Source organism: Bradyrhizobium sp. USDA 4452 (assembly GCF_054063575.1).
Window position 1 is genome coordinate 956,251 of record NZ_JBSSGK010000001.1, and the last position, 19,500, is coordinate 975,750.

The 19,500-nt window shown below is 65.5% G+C and carries 18 protein-coding genes; 6 read left to right on the plus strand and 12 right to left on the minus strand.

Translation table 11 applies throughout. The annotated features are described in order from the left end of the window. Nucleotides 1–168 precede the first annotated feature (168 nt). Entirely contained in the window at nucleotides 169–996 is an 828-nt protein-coding gene (locus ACVISU_RS04875; protein ID WP_050404682.1) for an SDR family NAD(P)-dependent oxidoreductase, read from the minus strand. A gap of 315 nt (nucleotides 997–1,311) precedes the next feature. Here ACVISU_RS04875 and ACVISU_RS04880 point away from each other — a divergent pair, with 315 nt between their 5' ends. Beyond that, entirely contained in the window at nucleotides 1,312–1,596 is a 285-nt protein-coding gene (locus tag ACVISU_RS04880) for a hypothetical protein (RefSeq protein ID WP_050404705.1), read from the plus strand. A 283-nt stretch (nucleotides 1,597–1,879) separates the two neighbouring features. After that, nucleotides 1,880–2,500 carry a TerC family protein gene (locus ACVISU_RS04885; protein ID WP_456706174.1) on the plus strand — a complete coding sequence of 207 codons (621 nt, stop codon included), beginning with the start codon at nucleotides 1,880–1,882 and terminating at the stop codon, nucleotides 2,498–2,500. A gap of 183 nt (nucleotides 2,501–2,683) precedes the next feature. Here the strand turns inward: ACVISU_RS04885 and ACVISU_RS04890 are convergent, their stop codons facing one another. From ACVISU_RS04890 to ACVISU_RS04905, 4 genes are all read right to left on the minus strand, one after another. Then, complete coding sequence (locus tag ACVISU_RS04890; RefSeq protein WP_456706175.1) at nucleotides 2,684–3,403, minus strand: RraA family protein; 720 nt, start codon at nucleotides 3,401–3,403, stop codon at nucleotides 2,684–2,686. A gap of 235 nt (nucleotides 3,404–3,638) precedes the next feature. Further along, nucleotides 3,639–4,520: a CDP-diacylglycerol--serine O-phosphatidyltransferase gene (gene pssA, locus ACVISU_RS04895; protein ID WP_050404706.1), complete on the minus strand. Its 882-nt coding sequence runs from the start codon at nucleotides 4,518–4,520 to the stop codon at nucleotides 3,639–3,641. Nucleotides 4,521–4,599: 79 nt separating this feature from the next. Beyond that, a complete protein-coding gene (locus ACVISU_RS04900) occupies nucleotides 4,600–5,298 on the minus strand; it encodes a phosphatidylserine decarboxylase (RefSeq protein ID WP_050404685.1) in 699 nt (232 codons plus the stop codon). A gap of 53 nt (nucleotides 5,299–5,351) precedes the next feature. Beyond that, on the minus strand, nucleotides 5,352–7,340 hold the full coding sequence (locus tag ACVISU_RS04905; protein WP_456706176.1) for an ABCB family ABC transporter ATP-binding protein/permease: 1,989 nt from the start codon (nucleotides 7,338–7,340) through the stop codon (nucleotides 5,352–5,354). A 213-nt stretch (nucleotides 7,341–7,553) separates the two neighbouring features. Between ACVISU_RS04905 and ACVISU_RS04910 the strand changes: the two genes are divergently transcribed. After that, nucleotides 7,554–8,159: an LOG family protein gene (locus ACVISU_RS04910; RefSeq protein ID WP_050404686.1), complete on the plus strand. Its 606-nt coding sequence runs from the start codon at nucleotides 7,554–7,556 to the stop codon at nucleotides 8,157–8,159. Nucleotides 8,160–8,302: 143 nt separating this feature from the next. Here the strand turns inward: ACVISU_RS04910 and ACVISU_RS04915 are convergent, their stop codons facing one another. The 4 genes from ACVISU_RS04915 to cysS form a co-directional block, all read right to left on the minus strand. Beyond that, nucleotides 8,303–8,680: a VOC family protein gene (locus ACVISU_RS04915; protein ID WP_456706177.1), complete on the minus strand. Its 378-nt coding sequence runs from the start codon at nucleotides 8,678–8,680 to the stop codon at nucleotides 8,303–8,305. A gap of 157 nt (nucleotides 8,681–8,837) precedes the next feature. After that, on the minus strand, nucleotides 8,838–10,436 hold the full coding sequence (cimA, locus tag ACVISU_RS04920) for a citramalate synthase (protein WP_050404688.1): 1,599 nt from the start codon (nucleotides 10,434–10,436) through the stop codon (nucleotides 8,838–8,840). After that, nucleotides 10,433–10,939 carry a GNAT family N-acetyltransferase gene (locus tag ACVISU_RS04925; protein WP_456706178.1) on the minus strand — a complete coding sequence of 169 codons (507 nt, stop codon included), beginning with the start codon at nucleotides 10,937–10,939 and terminating at the stop codon, nucleotides 10,433–10,435. The genes cimA and ACVISU_RS04925 overlap by 4 nt, the downstream gene beginning before the upstream one ends. After that, on the minus strand, nucleotides 10,936–12,336 hold the full coding sequence (cysS, locus tag ACVISU_RS04930; protein ID WP_456706179.1) for a cysteine--tRNA ligase: 1,401 nt from the start codon (nucleotides 12,334–12,336) through the stop codon (nucleotides 10,936–10,938). Before cysS ends, ACVISU_RS04925 begins: the two co-directional genes overlap by 4 nt. Nucleotides 12,337–12,631: 295 nt before the next feature. Here cysS and ACVISU_RS04935 point away from each other — a divergent pair, with 295 nt between their 5' ends. Then, entirely contained in the window at nucleotides 12,632–12,955 is a 324-nt protein-coding gene (locus ACVISU_RS04935) for a hypothetical protein (RefSeq protein ID WP_456706180.1), read from the plus strand. A 143-nt stretch (nucleotides 12,956–13,098) separates the two neighbouring features. Beyond that, nucleotides 13,099–14,256 (plus strand): DUF2865 domain-containing protein, encoded by a 1,158-nt coding sequence (locus ACVISU_RS04940; protein ID WP_456706181.1) that lies wholly within the window; start codon nucleotides 13,099–13,101, stop codon nucleotides 14,254–14,256. 3 nt (nucleotides 14,257–14,259) lie between these two features. Here ACVISU_RS04940 and ACVISU_RS04945 read toward each other — a convergent pair whose 3' ends face one another. From ACVISU_RS04945 to ACVISU_RS04955, 3 genes are all read right to left on the minus strand, one after another. Next, nucleotides 14,260–16,011 carry an NAD+ synthase gene (locus ACVISU_RS04945; protein WP_456706182.1) on the minus strand — a complete coding sequence of 584 codons (1,752 nt, stop codon included), beginning with the start codon at nucleotides 16,009–16,011 and terminating at the stop codon, nucleotides 14,260–14,262. A 142-nt stretch (nucleotides 16,012–16,153) separates the two neighbouring features. Further along, entirely contained in the window at nucleotides 16,154–16,507 is a 354-nt protein-coding gene (locus ACVISU_RS04950; protein ID WP_092127200.1) for a diacylglycerol kinase, read from the minus strand. 42 nt (nucleotides 16,508–16,549) lie between these two features. Beyond that, nucleotides 16,550–17,938: a class II 3-deoxy-7-phosphoheptulonate synthase gene (locus ACVISU_RS04955; RefSeq protein ID WP_456706183.1), complete on the minus strand. Its 1,389-nt coding sequence runs from the start codon at nucleotides 17,936–17,938 to the stop codon at nucleotides 16,550–16,552. Nucleotides 17,939–18,084: 146 nt separating this feature from the next. On the opposite strand from ACVISU_RS04955, the gene ACVISU_RS04960 reads away from it, so the two are divergent. Further along, nucleotides 18,085–19,011 (plus strand): alpha/beta hydrolase family protein, encoded by a 927-nt coding sequence (locus ACVISU_RS04960; RefSeq protein ID WP_456706184.1) that lies wholly within the window; start codon nucleotides 18,085–18,087, stop codon nucleotides 19,009–19,011. The last annotated feature ends 489 nt before the right edge of the window (nucleotides 19,012–19,500 follow it).

Consider the following 19,500-nt stretch of genomic DNA (forward strand, 5'->3'; position numbering starts at 1 on the left):
TGCTTGGGTTGCCAGATCAACGTACGGAGGCCAGCTCTGGTTCCCTTAGGCTAACCTCCTGGTACTTATGGGCTATCGGCTGGAACCCAGTGTCCAGGCCGCCTGCAAGGCTCCTTTCGACGGGATTCACACTCAAGGTTGTAGTGCCCGAGAGGCGCCGGCGCCGCGTCAGGAAATCCGCAGCCCGGTAAGCGCAAGGCTCACCGCTTTGAGCCGCTTGCGCGCCTCGGCATCATAGGCCTGCGCATGGGCGCGGGCCTCGCGCTTGCCGTCAAAGAACAGCCCAGTTCGGCCTGCGACGTCGTCATCCTGAACCAGACGCAGGATGGCGTCGCCGCCCTGCTCGACGGTCGAGATCGGCGTGGCGCCGCTGGCGCGCACCATCGTGGTGTTCATGTAGGTCGCCGGATGCAGCGAATTGACCGTCACGCCGGAGCCTTCGAGCTCGGCGGCAAGATCGATGGTGAACATGATCTGCGACAGCTTGCTCTGCGCATAGGCGCGGGCGCCGCTGTAGTTCTTGGTGATCATCACGTCGTCGAAATCGATCGGGTGCTGGCCGAGCGAGGCGACATTGACGATGCGCGCCGGCGTGCTGGCCTTGAGCCGCGGCAGCAAGAGATGCGCGAGCAGGAAGCCGGCGAGGTAATTCACCGCGAAGCGAAGCTCGTGGCCGTCCTTGCTGGTCTGCCGCCCCGGCCCTTCATTCTGCGAGCCGATGCCGGCATTGCTGACCAGAACATCGAGGCGCTCCTGGTCATCGAGCACGAGCTGGGCGAACTCGCGGACCTCGGCGAGCGAGGACAGATCGGCCTGGTAGAACATCGGCTCCCTGCCGGAGACCCGCTTGATCTCGTCGGCCAGGGTCTGCGCCCGCTTGGTATCGCGGCCATGGATCAGGACCCGGGCGCCGGCGGTGGCCAGCTTCAGCGCAACGTAGCGGCCGACGCCATCGGTGGAGCCGGTGATCAGCACGGTCTTGCCTGCCATGTTCATGGACATCGTCCTTCGGTCGTTCTCCCAGCGCTGTCAGTAAAGATAAATGCGCAGCTTGGACTTTGCCATGGCATGCCGCAGCGCGATCGCCCCCAAAATGGCGCCGAAATGGCCCCCAAGTGCCCTGCTCCATCATCACCCGCGTACAATCTGTCGCGCGGCCTGCGGTCGCGCGGCGCCGCGTCGCGCGTCAACGCGAATGCATTCTGATATCGTTGGGATGAACGACAAGGCCGGGATCGGCAAAGGACCGGAATGTCCTCGACCATTCCAGACAGGTTCTCGCGCAAGGCTCCCGCGCTGGAGCCGTTGGGCATGCTGTTGCTATTCGCGGTGCTGACCGCGCTGCCGATCGTCCTGACCGTTCGTCTGGTTGAGCCCGCACTCGTGCTGCCCGCGCTCAGCCTCGTGTTGTTCGCAGAGGCAGCCATTGCCGCGCTTGCGGCACGCGTGATCCGCATGCGTGCGAGCGTGGCGAACCTCACGCTGTGGGATTTTGCCGGCGCATTCACCTTCATGGGATGTGCGGCGGCGATCCTCGGCGAACCGGATCAGGCGGCGCTGTTCTTCGAGGAACAGGCCGCGCTGCGTCCGGCATAGAGCATGATCCGGAAAAGTGTGAAGCGGTTTTCCAAAAAGATCATGCTCAAACAAGAACAAAGCGCGACGACAATCCAATCCGATTTGATCGTGCTTTGACCTTAATCCCAGGCCGGGCCCCTCTGGCAGCCACAAGCTGCGATGTCGGACTGGAACTCAGTTGGAGTGGCCCTGCTTCGACCCGCGACCTAAAAGCGTCGCGGCGGATTCGCTGTCCGTGTGACCGCGACGTCCCGTTTAGTTGAAAACGGTCCGCTCCCCGACCTCAAGGGGAGTATTACCCATGTCCGAACTGTTTTCACTCCACGCTCTCAGCGCGCTGCTGCAGGTCGTCGTCATCGACCTCGTGCTGGCCGGCGACAACGCGGTCGTGATCGGCCTCGCCGCGGCCGGCCTGCCAGCGAAGCAGCGCGGCAAGGCGATCCTGATCGGCATCGCGGCCGCGACGCTGCTGCGCATCCTGTTCGCGCTCGTCACCACACAATTGATGCAGATCGTCGGCCTGCTCCTGGCGGGCGGCATCCTGCTGCTCTGGGTGTGCTGGAAGATGTGGCGGGAGCTGCGCGCGGCCGCGCATGAGACGACGGCCGAGCACGCCGTCGATGGGGCGGAGGTGCCGCGCAAGACGCTGTGGCAGGCCACCACCCAGATCATCGTCGCCGACGTCTCGATGTCGCTCGACAACGTGCTGGCGGTCGCGGGTGCGGCGCGCGAGCAGCCGATCGTGCTGGTGTTCGGCCTCGCGCTCTCGATCGCGATGATGGGCGCGGCCGCGACCTTCGTCGCCAAGTTGTTACAGAACCACCGCTGGATCGCCTATGTCGGCCTCGCCGTGATCCTCTATGTCGCGGTCGACATGACCATTCGCGGCGCGTCCGAGATCGCGAAGGTCGCGCCGGCTTAACGCCACCCACGCGGACGGATCTTCACCTCTCCCTTGGGAGAGGTCGGCGCGCAGCGCCGGGTGAGGGATTTCGGTCTCACGAGAATGCTGCGGCCCCTCACCCGATTTGCTGCGCAAATCGACCTCTCCCCATCGGGGAGAGGTGAACCTGGAGCTCGTTGGACGGTTTGAGCTCCGACGCGCTCAGTGGATTTCCGCCGAGCGCTTCAGCGCATCCTTCAGCTTCTCGAGCGTGAAGTCCTTGCTGCGCGCGATGTCCAGGATCGGGGTCTCGCGGCGGCCGCACAGTTCGGCGGCTTCGGGCAGCTTGGCCGCGACATCATACGGGATCACGATCGCGCCGTGGCTGTCGGCGTGGATCAGGTCGTCGGAACGCACCGTCATGCCGGCAACGCGGACCTCGCCGCCGAAGCTTTCGGCATGCACCCAGGCGTGCGAGGGGCCGATCGAGCCGGCCAGCGCCTGGAAGCCCGGCGCCCATTGCGGAATGTCGCGGATCGAACCGTCGGTGATGACGCCGAGGCAGCCGAGCGCCTTGTGCACGGCGCTCTGCACCTCGCCCCAGAACGCGCCGTAGCCGACGTCGGGTCCGTCGATGTCCTGGATCACGGAGATGCGCGGGCCAAAGCCGGTGCCGACATATTCATAATATTCGATGCGGCGCTTCGACTGCTCCTCGGCCGAGAGGCCGGACTTCAGCACCGAGCGGATCGCGACTGTGCGCGCATAGCCGACGATCGGCGGCAAGCTCGGGAACGGGCAGACCAGCGGCTTCACTGTGTAGCCGATCAGACGGCGCTCCGGCGCCACGATCTCCATCGCGTTGCAGATCGTCGGCGTGTCGTAGCGCGCCAACGCCTCGAGGACGGACGCGGGAAGCGGGGCGGAAGCGGATGTCGTCACGGCGTTTCTCTCCTGATTTTTGGCGTTCGCTGGGCCACCTCAGCCTATAGCCGAGATCAGAGGCGAACCCAACCGAGGCACGCTCATGGCTGATATTTGCGTGAATGAAGCAACCAGATCACCGTCACCCTGAGGAGGCCGCGCAGCGGTCTCGAAGGGTCGACGGCCCCGCTGGTGGCCGTGCATCCTTCGAGACGCGCTGCGCGCTCCTCAGGGTGACGGGTTACGCAGTGGCTCAGTGCAGATGCGTCGGGCGATCGTCGTGGTCGTCCGGATCCACGACCGGTGGCGCATAGGGAGCCGCAGGCGATGCCGCTACCGGCGCACTCGCGCCTTGCGTCTGCGCCGCAAGCTGGCGCTCCTGGTCTCGATACGACTTCCAGCCCCAGGGCAGGCTGATCAGATAGGCGACCGAGCCCGCCGACAGGATGTGCCAGGGATAGCCGATCAACAGCGCGACGAAGAACACCACCGACACGAATACCGGCAACACCATCTCCGGCGGCACGCGCATCTTCACGGTCTTGCCGGAGAACACCGGCAGGCGCGACACCATCAGGAAGGCGATCAGGAGCGTGTAGAACGCCGTCAGCGTCGCCGGCGGCATCGGCACGCCGAGGAAGGCGAGATAGATCGGCAGCAGCACGGTGATCGCGCCGGCCGGCGCCGGCACACCGGTGAAGTAGTTGGCCGCGAAGGCCGGCTTGTTGGGGTCGTCGATCGAGGCGTTGAAGCGCGCAAGCCGCAGGCCACCGGAGATCGCGAACACCATTGCGGCGATCCAGCCGCCATTGTTCAATTCGTGGAGCTGCCAGAAATACAGGATCAGGCCCGGCGCGACGCCGAAATTGACGAAGTCGGCGAGGCTGTCGAGCTCGGCGCCGAATTTCGACTGGCCCTTGATCATGCGGGCGACGCGGCCGTCGATGCCGTCGAGGATCGCGGCGAACACGATGGCGGCGACCGCCAGCTCCATCCGCCCTTCCGTCGACAGCCGGATCGCGGTGAGGCCGGCGCAGATCGCCAGCAGCGTGATCATGTTGGGCACGAGCATCCGCACCGGAATCGGGCGGAACCGGCGGCGGCGCAACTCGCTGGAATTGGGATCGAATGGCATCATGGGTCTGTAATATAGCAAGCATGGCCCGGCTCCGCCATTGCGGCGGGAACCGGTTGATCAGGCTGGCGGAACAGAGTTAATCGGCGCGGTAGGTGCGGCCCGGATCGGCGTTGCGGAAGTCCGCCAGAATGGTCTCGCCGGCGACCGCGGTCTGGCCCTCGGAGACCAGTGCCTTGGTGCCCTCGGGCAGGTAGACGTCGAGCCGCGAGCCGAAGCGGATCAGGCCGAAACGTTCGCCGGCGCCGATCGACTGGCCTTCCTTGACGAAGCAGACGATGCGGCGCGCCACGAGGCCGGCGATCTGGACCACGCCGATGCGCCCGTTGGCGCTCGAGATCACGAGCGAGTTGCGCTCATTGTCCTCGCTCGCCTTGTCGAGCTCGGCATTGATGAAGGCGCCAGGCCGGTAGGCGATGCGGTCGATGCGGCCGGCCACCGGGCTGCGGTTCACGTGGCAGTTGAACACGCTCATGAACACCGAAACGCGCGGCAGCGGCTTGTCGCCGAGGCCGAGCTCGGCCGGCGGCAGCGCCTGAACCACCATCGAGACACGGCCATCGGCCGGCGACACCACGATGCCATCGCGCAGCGGCGTGACGCGGACGGGATCGCGGAAGAACAGCGCACACCAGACCGTGAGCAGCGTCCCGATCCAGCCCAGCGGGGTCCAGATCCAGAACAGGATCAGGCTCGCCAGGGCGAAGCCGCCGATGAACGGATAGCCCTCGGGGTGGATCGGCGGGATCTGCGCGCGGATGGAATTGGCGATCGACATCAGAGCTCGCTTGCGTTTCCCCGCCCCGTTTGGCGGGAGAGGCCCTAGATCGACTATTCCGCGGCGGTCGGCAAGGGTTTCTCACCCGCAACCGGGGTTGAATCGTCAGACGAATCGGTGACCCCGGGCGGCAGGCGATTCGGTGCGCTGCCGTCGTCATCGACCTGGGCGAGCCGTTCGCGGGCCTCTTCGGCCTCGCGCTGCCGGTTCCACATGCTGGCGTAAAGGCCATCGGCGGCCAAAAGCCGCGCATGGGTGCCGCGTTCGGCGATCCGGCCCTGGTCCAGCACGATGATCTCGTCGGCGCCGACAATGGTCGACAGCCGGTGCGCGATCACCAGCGAGGTGCGGTTGCGCGACACCCGCTCCAGCGCGCCCTGGATCTCGTGCTCGGTGTGGCTGTCGAGCGCCGACGTCGCCTCGTCCAGCACAAGGATCGGCGGCGCCTTCAAGACCGTGCGTGCGATCGCGACCCGCTGCTTCTCGCCGCCCGAGAGTTTCAGGCCGCGCTCGCCGACCTGCGTCTCGTAACCCTGCGGCGACATCCGGATGAAGCCGTCGATCTGCGCCAGGCGGGCCGCCTCCTCGACCTCGTCGTCGCTGGCATCCCAGCGACCGTAACGGATGTTGTAGCGGATGGTGTCGTTGAACAGCACGGTATCCTGCGGCACCATGCCGATTGCCGACCGTAGCGAGGCCTGTGTCACGGTCTTGATGTCCTGGCCGTCGATCAGGATGCGGCCGCTCGAGACGTCGTAGAGCCGGAACAGCAGCCGCGAGATCGTCGACTTGCCGGCGCCGGAGGGTCCGACGATCGCGACCGTCTTGCCGGCCGGCACCTCGAAGCTCAGGCCTTTCAGGATCTGGCGATCGGGCTCATAGGCGAAGCGGACGTCCTCGAAACGCACGCTGCCGGACGACACCACGAGCGGCTTGGCGCCCGGCACATCCTTCACCTCGGGATCGCGCGCCAGCACGTCGAACATCCTCTCGATGTCGATGATCGCCTGCTTGATCTCGCGATACACCATGCCCATGAAATTCAGCGGCTGGTAGAGCTGGATCATCATCGAATTGATCAGCACGAAATCGCCGACGGTGTGGGTGCCGCTACGGATGCCGAATGCGCACATCAGCATGGTCGCGGTCAGGCCGGCGGTGAAGATGATCGCCTGCCCGGTGTTGAGCACGGCAAGCGAGGTATAGGTCTTCACGCTGGCCTGCTCGTAGCGTTCCATCGAGCGGTCGTAGCGCCGCGCCTCGCGCTCCTCGGCGCCGAAATACTTCACCGTCTCGTAGTTGAGCAGCGAGTCGATCGCCTTGGTGTTCGCCTCGGTGTCGGAATCATTCATCTTGCGGCGGATCTCGATCCGCCACTCGGTCGCGATGTAGGTGTAGTACATGAACACGACGACCGTGATCAGCACCGCGAGCACGTAGCGCCAGTCGAACTGCCAAAGCAGCACCGCCGCCAGCAGCGTGACCTCCACGATGGTCGGGATCAGCTGCAGGATCACCATCCGCACGATGGTCTCGATGCCGGAGCGGCCGCGCTCCAGCACGCGGGTCAGGCCGCCGGTCTTGCGCTCGAGATGGAAACGCAGCGACAGCTCGTGCATGTGCACGAAGGTGATATAGGCGAGCCGCCGCACCGCGTGCATCGCGACGCGGGCGAAGATGCCGTCGCGCCACTGCGTCAGTACCGCCATGATGATACGCACCGCGCCGTAGCTGATCGTCATCAGCACCGGCGAGGCGATCAGCCAGACCATCCAGTTCGAGGAAGCGACCGGCGCCGAGCCCGTGCCGTTCAGCGCGTCGATCGCCCATTTGAAGGTGAACGGCACCGACAGCGTCGCGAGCTTGGCGAACAGCAGCAGCACCACCGACCAGATCACGCGCATCTTCAAATCGGCACGATCGCCGGGCCAGATGTAGGGCCAGAGATGAACGAGGGTGCCGAGCAGCGTCCCCTTCTCGGCGGCCGATGTCGTGGCCGTGGGCTGATCGGCCGCGGTCACGGTCTGTTGCGGCGGCACCATCAGGAGCCCGCCCTCGCCGTCATGGCGCGCCGGTGCGCTGCCACATCTTGTCCATGATTTGCCATTGTGCCCGTCATATAGATCGTTTGAACGCGGCGTACAGGCTTATGACGAAAATTGTTCGCGATTCGCGGGAATTTGCAGGAAATTTTGGCCCTCAATCCCCATATCGGAGTCTTGACCCTGTTTACGCTGCAGTGCCACAAGGATCGTATGAACCAAATCAAGACCGTCTGTGTTTATTGCGGCTCCGGCCCCGGTAACAATCCCCGCTTCGTTGAAGCTGCCATCGCACTCGGCAAGGCCTTTGCCGACAACAATGTGCGCCTGGTTTATGGCGGCGGCTCGATCGGCCTGATGGGCGCGGTCGCGAAATCCACCCTCGATCATGGCGGCTCCGTCACCGGCATCATTCCGGAATTCCTGCGGGCGCGCGAGAACGCGCTGACCTCGGTTCAGGAGATGATCGTCACCCCCGACATGCACGAGCGCAAGCGGCTGATGTTCGAGCGCTCGGATGCGTTCGTCGCGCTGCCCGGCGGCATCGGCACGCTGGAGGAGCTGGTCGAGCAGTTGACCTGGCAGCAGCTCGGCCGTCACTCCAAGCCGATCCTGCTCGCCAACATCGACAACTTCTGGGAGCCCCTGCTCTCGCTGCTGAACCACATGCGCATGACCGAGTTCATCCGCCCGACGCTGCCGATCAACGTCCTGATGGCCGACCGCGTCGACGACATCCTGCCGCGGCTGCGCTCTGCAGTGGCCGGCAAGCCGGCGGCCGCAAAGGAACTCGCGCCCGAGGTGGCGCGGCGGCTGTAACCTGTCAGCCGCGCGAACCTGACTCCGTCATGCTGAGGAGGCTGCGCAGCAGCCGTCTCGAAGCATGCACGGCCCGGCTGGTGGCCGATTCATCCTTAGAGGCTCAGGCTAACGGGTCCAACGAGGCGCCAGACCGGCCCAAGTCACTCGCTCGGAAACGTCACGGCCTCGATGCGATTGCCATCGGGATCGAGCACGAAGGCAGCGTAGTAGCGCACGCGGTCGTGCGGGCGCAGGCCCGGGGCGCCATCGGAGCGGCCACCGGATGCAAGCGCCGCCGAATGGAACGCATCGACCTCGGCAGTGGTTTTCGCACGCAGGCAGATATGGGTGCCGCTCTCATGCGCGACATGCGCCATCGTGGCGCGCAGATTGATCCAGAACTCCGGATAGGCCTTGCCGAAACCGATGGTCGCCGGCCGCGTGACGAGGCGGCTGAGGCCGAGTGCGGCGAGCGTTGGCTCATAGAACCGCGCGGCGCGTTCGAGATCGCGGACACCGACGGAGACATGGTCGATCATGGGCCCTCCTGCCTCCTCGTCATTGCGAGCGAAGCGCAGCAATCCATCGCGCCGCAAGCTGAGACATGGATTGCTTCGTCGCTACAGCGCAAATTGCTTTGCAATTTTGTCGCGAGCTCCTCGCAATGACGACTGCGGTAGCACTTGCACGCAAGCCTCAAGCCTGCGCGCCCGACTTCACCAGCTTGTAAAACACCGAATCCATCAGCGCCTGGAACGAGGCGTCGATGATATTGGGCGAGACGCCGACCGTGGTCCAGCTCTCGCCGGTCTCGTCCTCGCTTTCGATCAGCACCCGCGTAACCGCCTCGGTCCCGCCATTGAGGATACGCACGCGGTAGTCGATCAGCTTCAGGCCATCGATGTATTTCTGGTACTTGCCGAGGTCCTTGCGCAGCGCCACGTCGAGCGCATTGACCGGACCGTTGCCTTCGGCGGCCGAGATCAGCCGCTCGCCGTCGACATCGACCTTCACCACCGCAAGCGCGACCGTGACGCGCTGGCCGTTGGCGTTGTAGCGCTGCTCGACATTGACGTCGAACTGCTCGACCTTGAAATATTCCGGCACCTTGCCGAGCGTGCGGCGCGCCAAGAGGTCGAACGAGGCGTTCGCCGACTCGTAGGCAAAGCCCGCGGCCTCGCGCTCCTTCAGCTCCTCGACCAGACGCGTCAGCCGCGGATCGTTCTTGTCATAGGCGATCCCGGCGCGGTCGAGCTCGGCCATCACGTTGGAGCGGCCGGCCTGATCCGAGACCAGCACCTTGCGGTGGTTGCCTACGGAATCCGGCAGCACATGCTCGTAAGTCTGCGGATCCTTCATGACCGCGGAGGCATGAATGCCGGTCTTGGTGACGAAGGCGCTTTCGCCGACATAGGCCGCATGGCGGTTGGGCGCGCGGTTCAGCATGTCGTCGAGCGTGCGCGACACCTTCATCAGCGTCGCCATCTTCTCCGTGGTGACGCCGATCTCGAATTTTTCGGCAAACTCCTGCTTCAGCTTCAGGGTCGGGATCAGCGAGCAGAGATTGGCGTTGCCGCAACGCTCGCCGAGGCCGTTGAGCGTGCCCTGGATCTGCCGCGCGCCGGCGCGCACCGCGGCCAGCGAATTGGCCACCGCCTGCTCGGTGTCGTTATGGGCATGAATGCCGACATGGGCACCGGGCACCTGCGTGACGACGTCGCCGACGATGGCCTCGATCTCGTGCGGCATGGTGCCGCCATTGGTGTCGCACAGCACCACCCAGCGCGCGCCGGCCTCATAGGCGGCCTTCGCGCAGGCAAGCGCATAGTCGCGGTTCTCCTTGTAGCCGTCGAAGAAATGCTCGCAGTCGACCATCACCTCGCGGCCGATCGCCCTGGCAGCCGCAACGCTGTCGCGGATCGAGGCGAGGTTCTCCTCGTTGGTGGTCTCGAGCGCGACTCGGACCTGGTAGGCGGAGGATTTCGCGACGAAGCAGATCGCATCCGCCTTGGCCTCGAGGATGCCGGCGAGCCCCGGATCGTTCGAGGCCGAACGGCCGGGCCGCCGCGTCATGCCGAACGCGGTGAAGCGCGCGTGGTCGAATGCGGGCTTCTTGCTGAAGAATTCGGTGTCGGTCGGATTGGCACCGGGATAACCGCCCTCGACATAGTCGATGCCGAGCGCATCGAGCATGCCCGCGATCACCCGCTTGTCCTGCAGCGTGAAGTCGACGCCATTGGTCTGCGCGCCGTCGCGCAGCGTGGTGTCGAACAAATAGAGGCGCTCGCGGCTCATGCGTGGCCTCCGGGCACGGCAATGCCGTCCAGCGGCTTCTGCATCGTGGTGTTGGCGAGCCATTCGTCGCCGACGGTGACCGAATTGCGCTGCTGCGCGACATAGCCGCGCTTGCGGAAGAATTCGAGCGCGGTGTCGCTGGCATCGACCTTGAGGGTCTTGGTGCCCCGTGCGCTCGCGATCTTCTCCAGCGCATCGCACAGCGCGGCACCGACACCCTGCCCCACGGCGCTCGGATGCACATAGAGCATGTCGATGTAATCGGCCCCCTTCAGCGAGGCGAAGCCGACCGGCGCCCCCTGCAGTGTCGCGATCAGCGTCAACTGCCCGGCGAGCTTCTTGCCGAAGGCCGCCTCGTCGTCGGCGGCTGTCGCCCAGGCTTCCTGCTGCGCCTCGCTGTAGTCGTCGCCGGTCAGGCCCATGATCGACGCCGCGAAGATGGCCGCCAGCAGCGGCGCATCGTCGGGCAGATACGGACGCAATGCGGGTGCGGACCGGCTCATCGCGCGACCTCCCAGGTGGTGCCTTCCTTGGAATCTTTGATCACCACGCCCATCGCGGCGAGCTGATCGCGGATCCGGTCGGACTCCTTGAAGTCCTTCCGCGCCCGCGCCGCGGTGCGCTCGGCGATCAGCGCCTCGACCGCGGCGGCATCGACGCCGCTGGCCTGCTCCTTGCGACCCTTCCATGCGGCCGCGCTCTCCGACAGGAAGCCGAGCAGCCGCAGCGAGCCGACAAATTCCTTGCGGCTCGCCTCACTGCTCGCGGCAGCGTTGCGCAAGCCGTGCAGCACGGCCATCGCCTGCGCCGTGTTGAGGTCGTCGTAGAGCGCCTCGACCATTGCCGGCGACGGCGTGCCGGGCTCGGCGTCGGCCGCGACCGCATACCAGTCGTCGAGCGTCCTTGCGGCTTCTTCGGCACTCTTCAGCGTCCAGTCGAGCGGCGAGCGGTAATGCGTCCGGAGCATGCTGAGCCGCAGCACCTCGCCCGGCCAATCCGCCAGGAGATCCCGGATCGTGAAGAAGTTGCCGAGCGACTTCGACATCTTCTCGCTCTCGATCTGGAGGAAGCCGTTGTGCATCCAGACATTGGCCATGCGGTCGGTATGGAACGCGCAGCAGGTCTGAGCGAGTTCGTTCTCATGATGCGGAAACACCAGATCGATGCCGCCGCCATGGATGTCGAATTTCTCGCCGAGATGCTTCCAGGCCATCGCCGAGCACTCGATGTGCCAGCCGGGCCGGCCCTCGACGGCGATCCCTGCGGGCGATGGCCATGACGGCTCCCCCGGCTTCGACGGCTTCCACAGCACGAAGTCGGTGTTGTCGCGCTTGTAGGGCGCGACGTCGACGCGGGCGCCCGCGATCATCTCGTCGAGCGACCGCTTCGACAGCGCACCATAGCGCGGCAGCACCGAATTGGCCGCGTTCATCGCCTGCGGCGAGAACAGCACATGATCCTCGGCGACATAGGCGAAGCCGCCGCCGACCAGCTTCTCGATGATCGCGCGCATCTCCGGGATGTGCTCGGTGGCGCGCGGCTGCACGGTCGGGGCCAAGCAGCCGAGCGCAGCAACGTCGTCCTGATATTGCTGATAGGTCAGCTCGGTGACCTTGCGGATCGCCTCGTTCAGCGGCACGCCCGGATAGTCCCGCGCGGCGCGGACGTTGATCTTGTCGTCGACGTCAGTGATATTGCGAACGTACTTCACGTGGTCGGCGCCGTAGCGATGGCGCAGCACACGAAACAGCACGTCGAAAACGATCGCTGCACGGCCGTTGCCGATATGGGCGAAGTCGTAGACCGTCGGTCCGCAGGCATACATGCGGACATTGTCGGCATCGAGCGGCACGAACGGCCGCTTCTCCCGGGTCAACGTATCGTAAAGGCGCAATTCCATGGATCACCGTCCCTTGCGGCCGGGCGTCCAGTGATTCTCAGGCGATTGAGAAAAGACGGCCTCAGCCAGCGAATCGCTAGCTCATAATCTCGCGGCAAATGTTGCAGATGGCGAGGTGGCCGTTCATGGTTCCATCGTGTCTCACGGCCCCCTGATCGCGTCAAGGGGCTGTTTTGGGGCGTTATGCAGCCCGTGTCGCACCGAAGTCACGGCAAGGCCCTCATGGTTAATCATTATTAAGGAATTGGGCGTATCCGGACGCCAGCGGATTCCCCGCCAATTTGACCGGTGCACCATGCGGCTCATTTCAGCATTGATTGCCTGCACGTTCGTCCTTGTCCCGTCCGCCCTTGTCTCCTCGGCCACCCTGGCCGACAGCCGCGTCTTCATCGTCGCCAACCAGGCCGACGGCTATGGCATCGACCAGTGCCTCGCCCGCGGCGACCGCTGCGGCGCCTCCGCCGCCCGCGCCTATTGCCGGTCACGCGATTTTGCGCAGGCCACCAATTACCGCCGCGTCGATCCCGACGAAATCACCGGCGCGGTTCCGCACGCCGCGGGCGAGACATGCACCGGCAATAGCTGCGGCGAATACGTCGCCATCACCTGCCAGCGCTGAGCCAAGCCGCTGGGCAAACGGGCTTATTGCCACACCGGCGCCCCGGAAACGACGTGACGCTGCCCCGAGAAACGGCTAATGCAGCGGCCTTGCCCGCGCGCTTTGGCGTTGATCGCCGCGCGGCGTCGTTTTAATGGCCGGATATGCCCAATAGCTCCCGTTCTCGCTTCTCCCGCTGGTTTCTGACTTGCGCCGTGCTGGGTGGGATCGCCCTGCCCGCCGCGGATGCCTTGGCGCAGGTGCCTCCGGGCCCGCCCGGCCCAGCGCCCCAGGGCGCGCAGGCCAATCCGATGTGCGCCCGGCTCGAGGGTCAGCTGGCGGCGATCGATCGCGGCGGCGGCAGCGGCGATCCGGCCAAGGACGAGCAGATCCGCCGCTATCAGGACGCCGCAACCCGGCAGCAGGGCGAGCTCGATCGCGTGACGGCGCAGGCCCGGCGCATGGGCTGCGACAGTTCCGGGTTCTTGTCGCTCTTCAATAACAATTCGGCGCAGTGCGGACCGATCAACAACCAGATCCAGCAGATGCGCGCCAATCTCGACCAGATGACCGCCAATCTCGAGCGGCTGCGCACCGGCGGCCTCGGCGGAGCCGACCGCGAGAACCAACGCCGCTCGGTGTTGACCGCGCTGGCGCAGAACAATTGCGGCCCGCAATACGCAGCAGCGGCTGCGCGCGGGCCCGGTAATTTCATCGAGAACCTGTTCGGTGGCGGTGGCGGCGGCAATCCCAATCCGCTGCCCCCGCCCGATGCGCAGTATAGCGGGCAGTCCGGCACCTTCCGCACCGTCTGCGTGCGCACTTGCGACGGCGCCTATTTCCCGATCTCGTTCGCGACCACACAGGCGCGCTTTGCCGCCGACGAGCAAATCTGCAAGGCGCAGTGCCCGGCCGCGGAAGCCAGCCTGTTCGCCTACCGCAATCCCGGCGAAGACATCAACCAGGCGGTCTCGATCAACGGCCAGCCCTATTCGTCGCTGCCGAACGCCTTCAAATACCGCACCGAGTTCAATCCGTCCTGCTCCTGCAAGGCGGCCGGCCAGAGCTGGGCCGAGGCGCTGAAGGCGGTCGACGACCAGGCATCGGCCGCGCAGCAGGGCGACATCATCGTCACCGAGGAGAGCGCGCGGAAGATGCAGCAGCGCGCGCAGACCAAGGCGGCCGGCGGCAAGAAGGGCGCGCCCGCAGCGGCTCAGCCGCAGCAACCTGCCGCCGCCGACGCCACCGCGCCGGCCGCGCCCGCAAGCGACGGCCAGATCCGCACGGTCGGCCCGACCTTCATCCAGCAGAAGAAGCAGTAGCGCTCACCCTTCGAACGCTTCGGCCGACGCGCGCGAGGTGCGCGTCACCAGCTTTTCGTCGGGCTCCGGCAGCGCCTTGCCGAAATCGCGGAAGCGGTTGGTGATCGGATAGCGGCGGTCGCGGCCGAAATTTTTCCGCGTCACCTTCACCCCCGGCGCCGCCTGACGCCGCTTGTATTCGGCGATGTTGAGCAGGCGATCGACGCGGGTCACCACATCGCGGTCGAAGCCGGCTTCGATGATGGTCGCCAGCGGCTCCTCGCGCTCCACCAGCCGTTCGAGGATCGCATCCAGCACCTCATAGGGCGGCAGCGAATCCTGGTCGGTCTGGTTCTCGCGCAGCTCAGCGGTCGGCGGCCGGATGATGATGTTGACCGGGATCACCTCGCCAGAGGGCCCGAGCGCGCCATCCGGCTTCCAGGCATTGCGCAGGCTCGACAGGCGGAACACTTCGGTCTTGTAGATGTCCTTGATCGGGTTGAAGCCGCCATTCATGTCGCCGTACAGCGTGGCGTACCCGACCGACATCTCCGACTTGTTGCCGGTCGTCACCACCATCGCGCCGGTCTTGTTGGAGATCGCCATCAACAGCGTGCCGCGGGCGCGCGCCTGCAGATTCTCCTCGGTGATGTCGCGCTCCAGCCCCTTGAACACCGGCGCCAGAATCGTCTCGAAGCCGTTGACGGCATCGGCAATCGGCAGGATCTCGTAGCGGATGCCGAGCGCGGCGGCGAGCTTGGCGGCATCGTCGAGCGAGACCTGGGCGGTGTAGCGGAACGGCAGCATCACGCCGCGCACCTTGTCGGCGCCGAGCGCATCGACCGCGATTGCCGCGCACAACGCCGAGTCGATACCACCGGAGACGCCGAGCAGCACGCCGGGGAAACCGTTCTTGCGGACATAGTCGCGCAGGCCGAGCACGCAGGCCGCGTAATCGGCCTTGTCGCCCTCGAGCTGCGCCGTGATCGGCCCGTTGCAGCGCCAGCCGTCCGCGGTCTTGCGCCAGGTCAGCGTCGTGATGTTCTCCTCGAACGCCGGCAGCTGCGCCGCCACGGAGAGATCAGCATTGAGGGCGAACGAGGCGCCGTCGAAGATCAGCTCGTCCTGACCGCCGACCTCGTTGAGATAGACCAGCGGCAGTCCGCTCTCGGTGACGCGCGCCACCACGATCGACAGCCTGAGATCAGCCTTGTCGCGGGCATAGGGCGAGCCGTTCGGCACGATCAGGATCTCGGCGCCGGTCTCCGCGAGGCACTCGACGACGTTCTCGTAGTCCTCGGACTCCTCGAGCCAGATGTCCTCGCAGATCGGCACGCCGATGCGCACGCCGCGCACCGTCACCGGGCCCGATGCCGGGCCGCGCGCGAACAGCCGCTTCTCGTCGAACACGCCGTAATTCGGCAGATTGGCCTTGAAGCGCAGTGCCGCGATGCGACCACCGTCAAGCAGCGCGCAGGCATTATAGAGCTTGCCGTCCTCGACCCAGGGCGTGCCGATCAGCATCGCCGGACCGCCATCCTCGGTCTCGCGCGCCAGTTCCTCGATCGCGGCGCGGCAGGCCGACTGGAACGCCGGCTTGAGCACCAGATCCTCCGGCGGATAGCCGGCGATGAACAGCTCCGACAGCACCACGAGATCGGCGCCATCAGCCTTCGCCTTGTCGCGCGCGGCACGCGCTTTCGCGGCGTTGCCGGTGACGTCACCGACCGTCGGATTGAGTTGCGCCAGGGTGATCTTGATCTGTTGTTCGCTCATCCGCTTAAGTTGTCCTGCACACGAGCAAACTTCAATGGCCCTTCGGTCATGGTGCGATTGCAGAAATCGCACCATGACCGTCGTTCTTTTGTTTTGAGCATGATCTGATCGAAAAACCGGTTCCCACTTTTCCGGATCACGGTCAGAACGCACCCATCCGCTCGGCGAGAGCGAACAGCCAGAACAGCCCGGCCATCACCAGCGCGACGCCGACGGCAGCCGAGCCCATGTCCTTGACCCGGCCGATCTGCGGATCGTGATCCATGGTGAGGCGGTCGGCAAGCTTCTCGATCGCGGTGTTGAGCAGCTCGATGACGAGCACCAGCACCACGGTCGCGACCAGCTCGACCCGGCGCATCACGGTGGCGCCGACCAGCCAGGCCAGCGGCACCGACAGCACCAGCGCGACGACTTCCTCGCGAATCGCCTGCTCCGAGCGAATGGCGAAGGCCAGCCCGTTGCGCGAGTTGATGGTGGCTCGCCAGAACCTCAGCAAGTCACTGCCCTCAAGTCACCGCCCTCAAGTCACTTGCCCAAATCACAGACCCGCGGCGGCCGGCATCGGCTTGTCCTTGCCGGCGCGCTCCTGCTTCAGCAGCTCGGCGATCAGGAAGGCCATGTCGATCGACTGTTCGGCGTTGAGGCGGGGATCGCAGACCGTATGGTAGCGGTCGTTGAGATCCTCATCGGTGATGGCGCGCGCGCCGCCGATGCACTCGGTGACGTCCTGCCCGGTCATCTCCAGGTGCACGCCGCCGGCATGGGTGCCTTCCGCAGCGTGGATCTGGAAGAACGCCTTGACCTCCGACAGCACGCGGTCGAACGGCCGCGTCTTGTAGCCCGAGGTCGAGGTGATGGTGTTGCCGTGCATCGGATCGCACGACCACACCACCTTGCGGCCTTCCCGCTGCACGGCGCGGATCAGGCCCGGCAGATGATCGCCGACCTTGTCGGCGCCGAAGCGGTTGATCAGCGTCAGCCGTCCCGGCTCGTTGTCGGGGCTCAGCACGTCGATCAGCTTCAACAGCTCGTCCGGCTTCAGCGACGGGCCGCATTTCAGGCCGATCGGGTTCTTGATGCCGCGGAAATATTCGACATGGCCGTGATCGAGCTGGCGGGTGCGGTCGCCGATCCAGATCATGTGGCCGGAGGTCGCGTACCAGTCGCCGGTGGTGGAATCGACCCGCGTCATCGCCTGCTCGTAGCCGAGCAGCAGCGCCTCGTGGCTGGTGTAGAAATCGGTCGCGCGCAGCTCCGGATGGCTCTCGAGATCGAGGCCGCAGGCGCGCATGAAGTTCAGCGCGTCCGAGATACGGTCGGCCAGCTCCTTGTAGCGACGGGACTGCGGGGAGTCCTTCAGGAAGCCGAGCATCCATTGATGCACGCTGCCGAGATTGGCGAAGCCGCCGGTGGCGAAGGCGCGTAGCAGGTTCAGCGTCGCCGCCGACTGGCGATAGGCCATCAGCTGGCGCTGCGGATCGGGAATCCGTGCTTCCGGCGTGAACGCAATGTCGTTGACGATGTCGCCACGGTAGCTCGGCAGCTCGACGTCGCCCTGCTTCTCGGTCGGCGACGAGCGCGGCTTGGCGAATTGGCCTGCGATGCGGCCGACCTTCACCACCGGCAGCGCGCCGGCATAGGTCATGACCACGGCCATCTGCAGCAGCACGCGGAAGAAGTCGCGGATGTTGTTGGCGCCGTGCTCGGCAAAGCTCTCGGCGCAGTCACCGCCCTGCAGCAGGAAGGCCTCGCCGGCAGAGACCCGCGCCAGCGCCTTCTTCAGGCTGCGCGCCTCGCCCGCGAACACCAGCGGCGGAAAGGTCGCAAGCTGGGCCTCGACATCGGCCAATGCCTTGGCATCGGGATAATCGGGCACCTGCAGCACCTTCTTGGCGCGCCAGCTATCGGGTGTCCACCGCTCGGACATAAGGTCAACTCCTGAGCAAAAACCGCGACTTAATCGACGGGAAAGGTCGGCTTATACACAGCTGCCCGCTCCCCCGCTAGAAGGATTCCTGCAATCCCGTCAAACTCTTGCAGGAAAATGCGAATTCGCATTTGTTGGACCATACCATGAATGCCAGCCAATTTGCCGTGGCCCAGGCCACGCTGGACGACGTTTTTAGCGACGACATCGTCGTGCCCGCCGCGGACGGCTATCCGCTCGCCGCGACGCTGTTCCTGCCGCGCGGCAGGAAGCGTCACGCCGTCCTGATCAACTCGGCGACCGCCGTGCCGCGAAAGGTCTATCGCGGCTTTGCCGGCTACCTCGCCCGCCGCGGCGCGGCGGTGCTGACCTACGACTACCGCGGCACCGGCGATAGCCGGCCGATGGCGACGAGCGGCCTCAACAAGCCGAAGTCGCTGGCCGGCTTCAAGGCAACGATGGCGGACTGGGCCGCGCTCGACACCACCGCGGCGGTGAGCTGGATGCGCTATCGCTATGGCGAGCTGCCCTTCGCCTATGTCGGCCACTCCTTCGGCGGCCAGGCGCTCGGGCTGCTTGCCAACAACACTGAAATTCCGCGCGCGCTGCTGGTGGCCTCGCAGGCCGCCACCTGGAAGCTGATGGCCTCGCCCGAGCGCTACCGCGTCGTCGCGTTCATGAACGGCATCGGCCTGCCGCTGGCGCGCACGCTCGGCTATGTGCCCGGCTGGGCCGGCCTTGGCATGGACCTGCCGCGCGGCGTGTTCGAGCAATGGCGCGGCTGGGTGATGCGCGAGCGCTATCTGCTCGACGATGCGACGCTTGCGGCGCGCGAGAATTTTTCGAAGTTCAAGGGCAAGCTCCGCGCGCTCACGATGACCGACGACAGCTGGGCGACGCGGCCGGCGGTCGAGCTGCTGTGCTCGGCCTTCACGTCGATCGCACCGGAGATCATCGCGATCAGTCCGGCCGATGCCGGAGCGAAAGCAATCGGCCATTTCGGCTTCTTCCGCAGCGAACACCGCGACGCCCTGTGGCGCGGCGCCGCGGAATGGCTCGAAGCCGAGGGCTAGGCAAGAACTCTCGCCGCCGTCATCCCGGCGAAAGCCAGGACGACGATGCATGCGTGGCGCAGTTTTGAGGCACACTGCGAGCCTCAATTTCAGTCGTCGTCCCGGCGCAGGCCGGGACCCATACCCCGCAGCGGATGTTGTTTATGAAACTCGTCGTTCCAGCGGTGCATGACAATTGGCAATTGTCGTTATGGATCCCGGCCTGCGCCGGGACGACACCGAATATGTGGCACGGCCGGTCAGACATACATCCGCATTCTCGCGACATAACCTGCCCGAGCTCTGCTCTTCGTTTCGCGCTCTCATCAGAGAGAGGGCGCAGGGAAAGCCGGGTGCCGATCGCACCCGTGGGTCCGGTGCAAATAAAAAGCACCGGAGGTCGGACCACAGGTGTAACCGGGAACATCCCGGCTTTCCCTGCGCGATGGGTTACGGCTTATACGTGCTCTCCCCGGTGAGACTGGGCTTGCTTGTCACCGCCCATGCATG